This is a genomic window from Synechococcus sp. A15-24, from assembly GCF_014280195.1.
Taxonomy (GTDB): Bacteria; Cyanobacteriota; Cyanobacteriia; order PCC-6307; family Cyanobiaceae; genus Parasynechococcus.
Window position 1 is genome coordinate 1,571,676 of record NZ_CP047960.1, and the last position, 11,484, is coordinate 1,583,159.

Consider the following 11,484-nt stretch of genomic DNA (forward strand, 5'->3'; position numbering starts at 1 on the left):
TCATTCTCCTCTGCCGAAGCCAGATAAAAAGAGGGCGGGCCGTGGATAGAAAGTCACACCAAACCGCAATACTTCACGCCGGCCGAATAAAAACCCAATACCAAAGATCAAATATGATACATTTGAACCGACAAACCTCTAATTAGCCTCAATGCACGAATTCAAAAAATATTTGTCAAATGAAAACTCTGCTCTCGAAAAATCATCCTCAAAAGGCATAAATTATCCCTTTTGGTTCAAGAAAGACGATTTCAGCATAAACATCCAAGACCGCCAAGAAATCCCGGCAACGATACTCTCAATGGAGGGGAATAAAAATTATGATAAGTTTGTGATTCCGTCAAATTTCAACTCACTAGCCGACCAACTTTGCAAGTACTACCTCTACCTTCTCAAGATAAGCAACCACAAAAACAATCGCCAAGAATTACAAATAATACCCAACGACACCATACTGAAAGCAATCCACAACTACCATTTTGCAGAAAATTGCTGCAAAATAGTAAATTCGCTCAGCATGCAGCCCATTACTATCTTTGAGACAGGACCTGGAGCTGGATTTCTAGCCCCATTACTCATTTCAAACATAGACCTCGAGAGATATATTCACTTTGATGTTTATCAACCCTACTTTTCTTTGCAGAGCATTGGACTTAATTACTCTGAGACTTTAAACAATGAATATCACCATTACGACCTAAGCCAAAGCAATCAAAAATATAAAGATCTAGCTGACAATGTCAGATTTCAATTTTCACCAGAATCGACAATAACAGCGACTAGCATTGGCTTGCCTTCACAGTTACTGAATCCTAATGCTCATAGAGCATTAATATCAATTCCCTGGTGGCATATCAATGACTTCAAAGAATCAGACACCAGTCCCGACTTATGGATTGCAAATGGCTGCCTGCAGGAAATGGACAAGAAAGATTTTGTTGAATATATCAACATGGTTGATAAAAAAAGTACAGAAAATAGCCTTTTACTTGTTTGCGGGACTGGAGCGACAAGAGACTTCTACCTTGTTAATGAACTAATACAAAACTCAAATTTATATCCTATAGTAATGGCTGGTAAAAACATTCCTTTCCTTGAAGGAGAAAGATCATATCTACAGACAATGCTTTTCGCGCATAAAAACAGTATCTATTTCAAAGACTCAAAAGGAAGTTGCAATAATGAATTATTTTTCAAATCAGATTTAATGACAGCTTGTTCAAGGAGCATTGTCGGTGAATTTTCCTCGAGGGTGACCATGGAGCACTCAGGAATGTATATACATCCGCAAGCTTACTTTGTAGCCAAGGCTCTCTTCAAGGAGATCGGCTGCTTACCGAAGCCCAAAAGTACTGGACTATATATCGACTCAGTCGAACAGACATCGGAAGATGAGTTCACCACGAAATACAAATCAATCCAATAACTTACAATAAAAGCCAGTCAAGTCAATGCCAAGTTGAATAAAATTATAAAATAGTCTGCGTTAAAAATTGAAATCATGTTAGTTGAAAGATCATCATCGCTCCAGACCAAGTCGCCTAATTGTTCTCGCAACTTGAGTCGGCTGCCAGACAGTTTTTCCTGCTGGTGTTTTCATACCAGCCGCCATGAGCGCTTCAGCAATCTGAGCGAGCGTTGCGGTGTTGGTAGTGAATGCAGACAGAAAGCCGCGGAGCCTCTCTGCTTCTGAATCCGCCTTTGCTTGCTGAGCAGCCCTTGCTCGTTCTTGATTTGGCCGCAGTCCTCCCAGCTTCACTCCGCGGGCCTTGGCTGCCGCCAGGCCAGCTTTCGTTCTTGCGCTGATGAACTCCCGCTCCTGCTCCGCCAGGGCTGAATAAATGTGGAGTTGGAACTTATCCGCGTGTGGCATCGAAGCCACCTTGAATTCCAAGCCCTTCTCTTCCAGCAGCGAGGCGATAAAGGAGACACGACGCGACAAGCGATCAAGACGCGCCACGAGCAGCGTTGCTCCTGTTGCCTTGCACTGCGCGATGGCTTTGGTCAGCTCAGGACGATCGTTGTCAGTTGCGGTTTCGACTTCTTGGTAGCTCCCAAGCTCTTCGCAGCCATCAGCATCAGGGCAGCAAGCGCTCAAGAAGACATCTAAGTCGCGCCGCTGAGCGTCGAGGCCGTAATTACTGCCGTTTTTGCTGTCGCGAGACAAGCGGAGGTAGGCGACGAACTGACCCATGAAGCCAATTTACGCCGGCCAACGGACGTTGACCTCGTAAAACGGTCAGTTGAGCGGTCGGCCGAGATGTCTGAATCCGTTGTTTTCCTATATCCGAGCTCTCTGTAATGACCCAGAGCACTTTCACTACAAACGAAACAACCTGGTACCCACCTCGGTACCTCACCTGGTATCTCGTCCGCTCCCAAGCCTTTGGCCCAGCTTGGGTTTCAGCCGAGAGCGGAAAACATCAAGTAAGTCCTGCAGGAGCCCTTCAGGGCTCCATCCCCGGCAGCAACTTCACCAGTAGCCAGACGCAGAGAATGATTGCCATGAGCACGTAAGCCTCGTTCACTGCACCTCTTCAAGTGATCAAAGTTTGGCAGGACTGCCACATCACATAAGTACATCTGCACCTACCTAGGCTCCCCCAGCCGCCCTATAAGGGTGAAGAGGGAATTGAGACGCCCTCCTCACACGGAAGAGATCAAACCCTGGCGGAAACCGGGGTTTTTTTTGGCTCAAACAGCGTTACTGACGGGCAGCAAGACCAAACGCGGCTTAGTCCTCAAAACTCTCCGTAAATTCTTGAAACGCGCGTTTCAGTCGCTCCACCGGTGTTTCCTCCAGGGGGCACTCCTGGGAGGTCTGGGTCGCGTAAGCCTGCAACAGGAGGCCATCGGGTTCAAGGACTGAGGCCACGGCATGCTTGAACAACACCAGGTTGCTCTGGGGAGTGAGTCCACTGAGGAAAGGGGTCAAGGTGAAGCCCTCAGCCTCGCTGTCGCAGCTAAGCACCCGCCTGGGGCGAATCAATTGATAAGCAGGCTGACCGTCGCCATCAGTGGTGGTGCGCAACCGTGCCATGAGCAACTCACCACTGCTTAAAAGGAGAAGGCGAATGGTGCCCTCTGCCATCAGAGGCAGCTGGGGCTCGTCCGACGACCCACCTGTCACGGACGACGAACTCGACAACGTGGCCTGACGTACACCGTTCACAACTGGGCCTGGCATACATCGACGGGCTGATGGCGACAATGTTACGCAGTCTTCACAGAACCACGATCCACCGCAGCAGCTTCACATTCGCAGAACCAACAGGCCGCGAGTCCGTAGTCTTGGCGGCTGATTCGCACTCTCCATGGCTCTCACCGAACTGCGCATCGCCTCACGTCGCAGTCAGCTGGCGATGGTGCAGACCAACTGGGTGAAGGCGGAGTTGGAGAAAGCCCACCCTGGACTCACCATCATGGTGGAGGCGATGGCCACGCAGGGGGACAAGATCCTGGATGTGGCTCTGGCCAAGATCGGCGACAAGGGCTTGTTCACCAAGGAACTGGAAGCGCAGATGCTGGTGGGACGCGCGGACATCGCCGTCCATTCCCTCAAGGATTTACCCACCAACCTGCCTGAGGGCCTGATGCTGGGCTGCATCAGCGAACGGGAAGACCCCGCCGACGCACTGGTCGTGAATGCCAAGAATCAGGCTTTCAAGCTCGACACCCTTCCCCAAGGAGCGGTGGTGGGCACCAGCTCCCTGCGCCGGCTGGCACAGCTGCGTCACCACTACCCCCACCTGATCTTCAAGGACGTTCGCGGCAACGTGATCACGCGCCTTGAGAAGCTCGACTCAGGCGACTACGACTGTCTGATCCTGGCGGCCGCTGGCCTTAGCCGCCTGGGATTCGGCGACCGGATCCACCAGATCATCCCCGGTGACATTTCTCTTCATGCCGTTGGCCAGGGCGCCCTTGGCATCGAATGCGTGGAATGGAAACCAGAGGTTCTGGAAATCATCAAGGTGCTGGAGCACACCACCACCTCCCGCCGCTGTCTGGCAGAACGCGCCTTCCTGCGAGAGCTGGAGGGGGGCTGCCAGGTGCCGATTGGTGTTAACAGCCAGATCAGCAATGACGACCTCACCCTCACGGGCATGGTGGCAAGCCTGGATGGCAGGCGCCTGATCCGCGATGAGGCCAGTGGTTCCGCTGCTGACCCCGAGTCCATCGGCATCGAGCTGGCCGGCAAACTCAAGCAGCAGGGCGCAGGAGCCATCCTCAAGGAAATCTTTGATGAGGTCCGTCCCGAGGCCTGATCAGCCCTAAATCTGCAGAGGTGTCCCCACCTCAACAACATCGAACAGTTCACGAATGTGAGCGTTGAGCATGCGCACACATCCACGGCTGACGGAGGCTCTTCTGCGGACCCAGTGGGGCCATGGGGTCCCATGAATTCCGAATTCACCGCGGCCATCGCGATGGAACCCGAAGTAACGATCGCCGATGGGGCTGGACGGTCCCACCAGCTCGCGCCGCTGGCCTTCCTTGGTGGAGAGGTACACAGGATTGACCTGTTTCGACACGATGGAGAACGTTCCCTTCGGGGTCGGCGTCTGGGGATCACCAATGGCGACAGGCCAGGGACCCAGGCGTTGACCGGCAGGGATCACACTGATTTGCCGACGCCGCAGATCCAGAACGATCCTGGTGTCAGTTGACGTCCGCAACGCCAGCTCCTGCGCAACCCCAGGCGCCATTAAGCCCATGGGAAGAAACAGTCCAACGAAAACAGCGACATTCCGCATCAAGACTCACGAGACTCGCTGATCTCAAGCTATGCACGGCTGGTTGGTTCAGCTACGCGGTTTTGTCCCGGTACGCTGAATTCCATGACCACGCGGGCCGAACCCACTTCAGCCGACACTTCAGGCCTGCCGCTAATGCTGGGCGGAACGGAGCGGGAGGCGGCCATGGACCGCCTGAGCGTTGGGTTCAACGCCCTCAGCTGCAGCAAGCGTGCCTTTTTGCGGGCAGCCTTGATCCTGCGACGCCAGGGGGTCCTAGTGGTGCGCCAGGCCGTTCCCCCTCAACCTCTCGAATCCTTCAATGCGGAGGTGAATCAACTGCTGGCGCAGTTGGACGCCGGGCAAACGAAACAACTGGCCTCCATCGCCATCCTCAATCTGCCGAACAAGCGGCTGATAAAGGGGTATGAGAACTTCGTGGATGCTGATCAGGCCGTCATCAACCACCGAGTGAAACGGCCGGATGGCCGCAGCGGCAGCGATGCCGGCATGGTGGACATCTTTCACCCGGAACGCCTCAGCGAAGCCATGGCGCACTGGGTGTCGGTCTGCTTACACGAACGCCTGATCAGCAGACTGCTGCTGACCTCATCGCTGCTGCCGATGCGGGTGAAGTGCCGCAACCTTTACGTGAACCACGGCGTACAGGACACCCGGGGGTATCACTGCGATGGTCGATCGCAGAAGTTCAAGTCGTTTGTCTTCCTGACGGACGTTCGGAACCTCAGCGATGGCCCTTATTGCTATGTCCCGGCCACGCACCGGGATCGACGCTCCTGGAAACGCAGCCGCCAGTTCAATGAGGCCAATGGCCTCAACCGTCATGAATACAGCCAACTGCAGGGGCTTGAAGCGCTGCCGCTGCTGGCCAAGGCCGGAGACATGGTGATCTCCAGCCAGCGTGGTGCCCACCGCGGCCATCCCCAGCACCCGGGCGCCAGGCGGGCGGTGCTGGTGAACATGTATCAGCGCTGACGCATGAGAAAGGCGGGGTCTTGCCCCGCCTTGATCCCCTGAGGGTCAGTGGATCCTGTGAAGGATCAGTCCACCAGCTTGGGGTCGATCTCGGCCATGTAGCGCGCTTCGCAGCCCTTGATTATCTCCACCGCTTTCTCGGTGCCGAAGAAACCGTTCACGCTGCAGGTGCCGGGCTTCTTGAGGTCCTTGTAGTGCTCCCAGTAGTAGGTGGTCTCCTTCTTCCAGTGCTCACCAAGGTCTTCGAAGCTCTTGATGTGATCCATGCGCTTGTCGTCAGCAAGCACAGCAATCACCTTGTCATCCACTTCTCCGCCGTCGTCGAAGGTCATCACACCGATGATGCGAGCCTCAACGATGGAACCAGGAACCAACGGCTCGGTGACGTTGACGATTTCGATGTCGAGAGGGTCGCCGTCTTCATCCCAGGTGCGGGGAATGCAGCCGTAGGCGAAGGGATAGGCCAGGGAGGAATAACCGACACGATCCAGCTTCAGGTGGCCGGTTTCCGTGATCAGCTCGTACTTGTTGATCGTGTTGGAGTTGAGCTCCACGATCGTGTTGAGGCGAAGTTCGGCTTCATCAGCAAAGGCCGGCAGCACATGCAGCAGGTTGGGCATGCTGCGGCTGGGAGCCTGATCAAGGTTGGCCATGGATGGCGGACGTTAGCGCCGGGATCCTACGGGCAGCCCGACCAATCGCTGAGACAAAGCCTTTATGGCACGAAATCTCACCTATATTGAGTTATTATTAACTCAATATCGTGCCGTTCAGGTGTCATGCCGGCTGTAAGGCCTGAACCTTTCCTCTCACGTGCTGCAGAAAAGCCGTGCTGTCCAGCGGACGTCCGGTGACCTGACGCACCAGATCCTCAGAATTCAAAGCCCGTCCCACCGGATGCACGTGCTGCCGCAACCATCCCAGCAGTGGAGTGATGTCACCGTTGGCGACATGGTCCTCGAGGGCACCGATCTCGGAGGCCATCGCCTGGCACAACTGGGCACTGATCAGATGTCCCAGCAGATAGGAGGGGAAGTAGCCGAACAGGCCCTCGCTCCAGTGCACGTCCTGCAGACAGCCCTCGGCGTCGTTGGCGGGCGTGACCCCCAACAGTTCGCCGTAGCGGCGGTTCCACTCCGCCGGCAGATCCGCCACGTCCAGCCCTTGCTCCAGCAGGGCGATCTCGAGATCGGTGCGGATCAGGATGTGGAGTCCGTAGCTGAGCTCATCGGCCTCCACGCGGTTCAGGCCCGGCGCCAAAGGGTTCAGAGCCCGCCAGAGATCCTCCGCTCCATCAAGGGGAGCGCCCATCGCGGCGAATTGACGCCACCACTGCTCCGCAAAAGGACGGCTGCGGGCCACCCGGTTCTCCCAGAACAGCGACTGGCTCTCGTGCACAGCCATGGACGTCGCCTGGCCGAGCGGCCAGGCAAACCATTGATGGCTCTGGTCCGGTAAACCCTGTTCATACAGGGAATGGCCCCACTCATGGGCCGTCGCCAGAAAACAGGACAGGGGCTGACCTTGCACCACCCGGGTGGTGATGCGGTAGTCGGCAGGCCCCAGGGTGATGGAAAAGGGGTGGGGCGAACGCGCCACACAGGTGATCGAGGGATCACGCCCCCAACTGTTGAGCAGCGCGTCGCACAGCTGCTGCTGGGCTGTCTCCGGCAGATCCCAGCTGGCGGTGCGGGAACGGGGGCCAGAGGCGGTTGCGGCCACCAGGTCTGGCAGAGCCTCTCGCAGGGGAGCAAACACCTCCTGCAGCCGCTTGAGGCTGAGGCCTGGCTCAAACGGCTGGGCCAGGGTCTCCCAGCAGGACCGGGGCTCGGCCAGTTGACGGGCCTGTTCCTGGCGTAATTGGATCAGGCGCTGCAGGGCTGGCGCGAACTGAGAGAAGTCCGAGGCCGACCGCGCCTGTTGCCACTGGTTGTATCCGCTTGCTTTGGCGGTTGCCAGGGCAGCCACGAGAGCGGGATCCAGCGATTGCTGGCGGCGCAGATCCTCCTCCAACAGATCGAGGTTGCGACCCCGCGGGCCACGGTCATCGTTCTCTGACTGCTGGTTCCACTCCTCTCGCGCCGCTTGCACGAGGTCGGCGTACTGCGTGGAGCTTTGCCGGGCATGCAACTGGGTCGCCAGCAGTGACAGCTGCTCGCCACGCCAGGCCGCACCACCACTGGGCATGCGGGTGTTCTGATCCCAATACAACGTGCTCTGAATTGAACCAATGATCTGGGTTTCCCGCAGATGCTCACCGAGACGACTCCAGGCCGGTGATGCGGGCAGCATCAGATTCGGTTCACTTCTGCAAAGACCTTAACGAGATCCACCGGAACGGAACTGGCAGGGAGGGCTTCCCTCGAGCCATCCTGAAGCTGTCGCATCCGAACCAGCATGCGCCGTCTGCTGATGTCCACGACCCTGGCTCTGGCCCTCCCCCTGGCGCTGTGGCCGCTCAAATTGATCTACCGCCAGCCGGCGGCCAAGCCCTGATCAGCGGGCCTCGTCGTCAGCGACCTGATCGGCACTGGCGTCTTCCCCCTCCGCATCGGACTGGTTCTGACGCAGTCGCTTCAGCCAGCGGCCATAGGCAACGGTACGGTCATCGTCACTGCCATCGGTGACGCGCTCGGAGAACCCTTCAAACGGTGGTGTCGATCGTTCCTGCACAGGGACAACGGGGACTTCACCGCATTGTGCGCTGGAGTGAACGAAGCGTTTCCGCAGGCCACGAAATCCGCATACCGCAGCATCAACGGGTAGAAGTCTCGAGGCGGCACCGCTGCCGCTCGTCGCAGAGGCTTTGCAGATCAGGCCGTCGTGTGAGCTGCAGCCGACGGGCCGCCCAGATGCCGTACAACCAGTCGACAACAGCTGAAACAACGGGCCAACGTGTGGGGGCGTACAACCAGCCCAAGCCGATCAGCCGATAGGCCTCGCGGAACACCGCAACATCACACACCACGTCACCGGAGGCGGTGATGGCATGGATGCGACCCATCGCCTCTTCGTAGCTGATGCCCTGATGGGACTCAGGGTCGTAGTCCAGGGCATCAATATCAACAAAGCCCAGGGCGTCCCGGCGATCGCGTCCCCTGAGAAAGGTCACCTCACGCACGCACAACGGGCAGCCTCCGTCGAACAGCACGGTGAGCTCAGGAGAAGCAGACCTTGTCATTCCCGCTTGCAGTAACCGCCTCCCACGTTGATCCATTGCGCTGGGCAATCGCGACCCTGACGGGGCTTCAACCGCTCGACACGACGACCAAAACTGCAACAGCGGCCATTGCGGGTGTCGGCGTAACCAATGGGACAGTCTTCATTCAGCCTTGGCACCACACGCTGAGCAGCTGCAGGCACTGGCTCCAGCAACAGCACAGCAATAACAATGACGAAACCCAGCAGCGCGATGGTGGAACAACCAACAGAACGCACCACAAACTTAAGGAGCTCAGCGTTCTGCATCTGCCATGGCCTTGCAGCAGGTTCTGCATCAGCTCGAGCTGGCCACCCAGGGCCAGGGTTTCACGCGATTGGATCGCCAGATCAACCAATGGCTTCGTGGCACTGGGCTCTGGCAGGGAATGCTGCATCTCACCTGCCTTCACACCAGCTGCAGCCTCACAATCAATGAAAACGCTGATCCACGCGTTCTGAACGATCTCGCCGACTGGATGGCGGACATCGTTCCCGAGTTCCGTCGCTACAGCCATGACGACGAAGGAGCCGACGACATGCCGGCCCACATCCGCACAGCGCTCACCGCTCAGAGCCTGAGCCTCAGCGTTGACGCCGGCCAGCTTGTGTTGGGCACCTGGCAGGCGGTCTACCTCTGGGAGCACCGACGCCGTCCCCATCAACGGCGCGTGCTGTGTCATCTCCTTGGAGAACCAGCCGCAATAGAGACAACAAGCAAAACCCTGAACCAGCAGATCCAGGCACGCCACGACCCCGAGGCCTGGGCTGCGGATGGAGGAATCGAAACGGAGGTGGATTTGCTGGTGGACCAACTGCACGACCTGGCGGACACCTGATCGACATAGGCCGAAGATGGCGGTGACTGTCGTGGATGATCGCCATGCCCTCCCTGCTCTCAGCAGACCAACGGCAGATGCTGCCGGTGACGCTGCCGAACTGGACCATTCATGAGCAGTCCATCAGCCGGGAGCTGGTGTTCAACGATTTCAACGAAGCCTTCGGTTTCATGAGCCGGGTGGCTCTGTTGGCGGAGGGTCGCAACCACCACCCCAATTGGAGCAACGTCTACAACCGCGTGTTTATCACGCTCTCCACCCACGATCTGGGGGGACTGAGCGATCTCGATGTCGAGCTGGCTGCAGCAATCGATCAACTGCTGCCAGCATGACTGGAGAGGTCTTGATCGCATGACGACCGCACCTGTCGCCTCCGGCACCCCCGTGACCATCCTGAGCGGCTTTCTGGGGGCGGGGAAAACCACCCTGCTGAATCACATTCTCAGCAATCAGCAGGGGGTGAAAACCGCTGTTCTGGTGAACGAGTTCGGCGAGATCGGCATCGACAACGATCTGATCGTGTCCACCGGTGAGGAGATGGTGGAACTCAGCAACGGCTGCATCTGTTGCTCGATCAACGGCGAACTGATGGAGTCCGTTGAGCGGATTCTGGAACGCCCTGAGCCACTGGATTACATCGTTGTTGAAACCACCGGACTGGCTGATCCACTGCCGGTGGCCATGACCTTTCTCGGCAGTGAGCTGAGGGATTCAACCCGCCTCGACTCGATCATCACCTTGATTGATGCGGAGAATTTCGAGGTAGGCCTGCTGGACACCGAAGTTGGGCGGGCTCAGGTGATCTACGGCGACATCCTGCTGCTGAACAAATGCGATCTCGTCTCTGAAGTGCGGCTGGCGGAGGTGGAAGCGGAATTACGGGCCGTCAAAAACGATGCCCGCATCCTGCGGTCGGTGAAGGGGGATGTGCCCCTGGCCCTGCTGCTGAGTGTTGGCCTGTTCGAGTCCGACAAGGTGGCCACGCCCGTGGAGGACCCCTGCCTCGACCACAGCGACTGTGATCACGACCATGGCCACTGCAGCCATGACCATGACCACAGCGAGGGGCATCACCACAGCCATGGGCATGACCACAGCGAGGGGCATGACCACAGCGAGGGGCATGACCACAGCCATCACCATGACCATGACCACAGCCATGGGGAAGACTCGGATCATCTGGCCATCGAAGGGTTCACATCCCTGTCCTTCCAGAGCGATGGTCCCTTCTCCCTGCGCAAATTCCAGAACTTCCTCGACAACCAGATGCCCCAGGAGGTGTTCAGAGCGAAGGGGATTCTCTGGTTCAACGAAAGCGAACGACGCCACGTGTTTCACCTCGCCGGCAAGCGCTTCTCCATCGACGACACCGACTGGACAGGCGATCGCAAGAATCAACTGGTGTTGATTGGTCGCAACATCGACCACACCACCCTGCGCCAGCAGCTGAACGCTTGCGTGGCCAAGGATGCCGGACAAGGATTCGCCTGACTCAGCGCAATCAAGGCAACCCCACTAAGGTGTTGACATGGAGAACACCCTCATGGCCGAACCGATCACGCTGTTGGCGTTGCTCGTGATCGTCGGTCTGCTGCTTCTGTTGCAGGATTCCGACGATGACAACAGCGGTGGCGGCCTCAGAGAGCCTGTTCTGATTCCTGTGCGGGTGCGCGATCAACAGCGTCGGTAAGCCGAAATTCAAATCCCACTCCGAT

The 11,484-nt window shown here is 57.3% G+C and carries 15 protein-coding genes; 7 read left to right on the top strand and 8 right to left on the bottom strand.

What is annotated here, in order from left to right; genetic code table 11:
• Positions 1-172 precede the first annotated feature (172 nt).
• A complete protein-coding gene (locus SynA1524_RS08945; RefSeq protein ID WP_186496994.1) occupies positions 173-1,426 on the top strand; it encodes a hypothetical protein in 1,254 nt (417 codons plus the stop codon).
• Between the two features lie 93 nt (positions 1,427-1,519).
• Here SynA1524_RS08945 and SynA1524_RS08950 read toward each other — a convergent pair whose 3' ends face one another.
• Both SynA1524_RS08950 and SynA1524_RS08955 read right to left on the bottom strand, forming a co-directional pair.
• Positions 1,520-2,194 (bottom strand): recombinase family protein, encoded by a 675-nt coding sequence (locus SynA1524_RS08950; protein WP_186496996.1) that lies wholly within the window; start codon positions 2,192-2,194, stop codon positions 1,520-1,522.
• A gap of 540 nt (positions 2,195-2,734) precedes the next feature.
• Positions 2,735-3,091: a DUF6561 domain-containing protein gene (locus tag SynA1524_RS08955; RefSeq protein WP_353616554.1), complete on the bottom strand. Its 357-nt coding sequence runs from the start codon at positions 3,089-3,091 to the stop codon at positions 2,735-2,737.
• Between the two features lie 223 nt (positions 3,092-3,314).
• Between SynA1524_RS08955 and hemC the strand changes: the two genes are divergently transcribed.
• Complete coding sequence (hemC, locus tag SynA1524_RS08960; RefSeq protein WP_186497006.1) at positions 3,315-4,268, top strand: hydroxymethylbilane synthase; 954 nt, start codon at positions 3,315-3,317, stop codon at positions 4,266-4,268.
• Between the two features lie 6 nt (positions 4,269-4,274).
• Here hemC and SynA1524_RS08965 read toward each other — a convergent pair whose 3' ends face one another.
• Positions 4,275-4,757: a L,D-transpeptidase gene (locus tag SynA1524_RS08965; RefSeq protein WP_186497008.1), complete on the bottom strand. Its 483-nt coding sequence runs from the start codon at positions 4,755-4,757 to the stop codon at positions 4,275-4,277.
• A gap of 84 nt (positions 4,758-4,841) precedes the next feature.
• Here SynA1524_RS08965 and SynA1524_RS08970 point away from each other — a divergent pair, with 84 nt between their 5' ends.
• Positions 4,842-5,732 carry a phytanoyl-CoA dioxygenase family protein gene (locus tag SynA1524_RS08970; protein ID WP_186497024.1) on the top strand — a complete coding sequence of 297 codons (891 nt, stop codon included), beginning with the start codon at positions 4,842-4,844 and terminating at the stop codon, positions 5,730-5,732.
• A gap of 65 nt (positions 5,733-5,797) precedes the next feature.
• On the opposite strand, the gene SynA1524_RS08975 is transcribed toward SynA1524_RS08970, so the two are convergent.
• The 5 genes from SynA1524_RS08975 to SynA1524_RS08995 all read right to left on the bottom strand — a co-directional run bounded on the left by SynA1524_RS08975 (position 5,798) and on the right by SynA1524_RS08995 (position 9,200).
• Positions 5,798-6,385 carry an inorganic diphosphatase gene (locus tag SynA1524_RS08975; protein ID WP_011128648.1) on the bottom strand — a complete coding sequence of 196 codons (588 nt, stop codon included), beginning with the start codon at positions 6,383-6,385 and terminating at the stop codon, positions 5,798-5,800.
• 124 nt (positions 6,386-6,509) lie between these two features.
• Entirely contained in the window at positions 6,510-8,024 is a 1,515-nt protein-coding gene (locus tag SynA1524_RS08980) for a carboxypeptidase M32 (protein WP_186497026.1), read from the bottom strand.
• 204 nt (positions 8,025-8,228) lie between these two features.
• Positions 8,229-8,405 carry a hypothetical protein gene (locus SynA1524_RS08985; protein WP_011128650.1) on the bottom strand — a complete coding sequence of 59 codons (177 nt, stop codon included), beginning with the start codon at positions 8,403-8,405 and terminating at the stop codon, positions 8,229-8,231.
• 82 nt (positions 8,406-8,487) lie between these two features.
• Entirely contained in the window at positions 8,488-8,913 is a 426-nt protein-coding gene (locus SynA1524_RS08990) for a thiol-disulfide oxidoreductase DCC family protein (RefSeq protein ID WP_186497028.1), read from the bottom strand.
• Entirely contained in the window at positions 8,910-9,200 is a 291-nt protein-coding gene (locus SynA1524_RS08995; RefSeq protein ID WP_286188551.1) for a hypothetical protein, read from the bottom strand. The genes SynA1524_RS08990 and SynA1524_RS08995 overlap by 4 nt, the downstream gene beginning before the upstream one ends.
• Positions 9,201-9,205: 5 nt before the next feature.
• Here SynA1524_RS08995 and SynA1524_RS09000 point away from each other — a divergent pair, with 5 nt between their 5' ends.
• The 4 genes from SynA1524_RS09000 to SynA1524_RS09015 are packed head-to-tail and all read left to right on the top strand — an operon-like array spanning position 9,206 to position 11,459.
• Positions 9,206-9,769: a secondary thiamine-phosphate synthase enzyme YjbQ gene (locus tag SynA1524_RS09000; protein WP_186497030.1), complete on the top strand. Its 564-nt coding sequence runs from the start codon at positions 9,206-9,208 to the stop codon at positions 9,767-9,769.
• A gap of 35 nt (positions 9,770-9,804) precedes the next feature.
• Positions 9,805-10,101 (top strand): 4a-hydroxytetrahydrobiopterin dehydratase, encoded by a 297-nt coding sequence (locus tag SynA1524_RS09005; protein WP_186497031.1) that lies wholly within the window; start codon positions 9,805-9,807, stop codon positions 10,099-10,101.
• A gap of 19 nt (positions 10,102-10,120) precedes the next feature.
• A complete protein-coding gene (locus tag SynA1524_RS09010; protein ID WP_186497033.1) occupies positions 10,121-11,260 on the top strand; it encodes a CobW family GTP-binding protein in 1,140 nt (379 codons plus the stop codon).
• A gap of 37 nt (positions 11,261-11,297) precedes the next feature.
• Positions 11,298-11,459: a hypothetical protein gene (locus SynA1524_RS09015; RefSeq protein ID WP_011128656.1), complete on the top strand. Its 162-nt coding sequence runs from the start codon at positions 11,298-11,300 to the stop codon at positions 11,457-11,459.
• Positions 11,460-11,484 lie beyond the last annotated feature (25 nt).

Excerpts from the sequence above, each read along its gene's own strand:
- SynA1524_RS08975 (WP_011128648.1), bottom strand. The coding sequence starts at position 6,385 with ATGGCCAACCTTGATCAGGCTCCCAGCCGCAGCATGCCCAACCTGCTG.
- SynA1524_RS08950 (WP_186496996.1), bottom strand. The coding sequence starts at position 2,194 with ATGGGTCAGTTCGTCGCCTACCTCCGCTTGTCTCGCGACAGCAAAAAC.
- SynA1524_RS09010 (WP_186497033.1), top strand. The coding sequence starts at position 10,121 with ATGACGACCGCACCTGTCGCCTCCGGCACCCCCGTGACCATCCTGAGC.
- hemC (WP_186497006.1), top strand. The coding sequence starts at position 3,315 with ATGGCTCTCACCGAACTGCGCATCGCCTCACGTCGCAGTCAGCTGGCG.
- SynA1524_RS08980 (WP_186497026.1), bottom strand. The coding sequence starts at position 8,024 with ATGCTGCCCGCATCACCGGCCTGGAGTCGTCTCGGTGAGCATCTGCGG.
- SynA1524_RS08990 (WP_186497028.1), bottom strand. The coding sequence starts at position 8,913 with ATGACAAGGTCTGCTTCTCCTGAGCTCACCGTGCTGTTCGACGGAGGC.
- SynA1524_RS08970 (WP_186497024.1), top strand. The coding sequence starts at position 4,842 with ATGACCACGCGGGCCGAACCCACTTCAGCCGACACTTCAGGCCTGCCG.
- SynA1524_RS08965 (WP_186497008.1), bottom strand. The coding sequence starts at position 4,757 with ATGCGGAATGTCGCTGTTTTCGTTGGACTGTTTCTTCCCATGGGCTTA.
- SynA1524_RS08995 (WP_286188551.1), bottom strand. The coding sequence starts at position 9,200 with ATGCAGAACGCTGAGCTCCTTAAGTTTGTGGTGCGTTCTGTTGGTTGT.
- SynA1524_RS09000 (WP_186497030.1), top strand. The coding sequence starts at position 9,206 with ATGGCCTTGCAGCAGGTTCTGCATCAGCTCGAGCTGGCCACCCAGGGC.
- SynA1524_RS08955 (WP_353616554.1), bottom strand. The coding sequence starts at position 3,091 with ATGGCAGAGGGCACCATTCGCCTTCTCCTTTTAAGCAGTGGTGAGTTG.
- SynA1524_RS09005 (WP_186497031.1), top strand. The coding sequence starts at position 9,805 with ATGATCGCCATGCCCTCCCTGCTCTCAGCAGACCAACGGCAGATGCTG.
- SynA1524_RS09015 (WP_011128656.1), top strand. The coding sequence starts at position 11,298 with ATGGAGAACACCCTCATGGCCGAACCGATCACGCTGTTGGCGTTGCTC.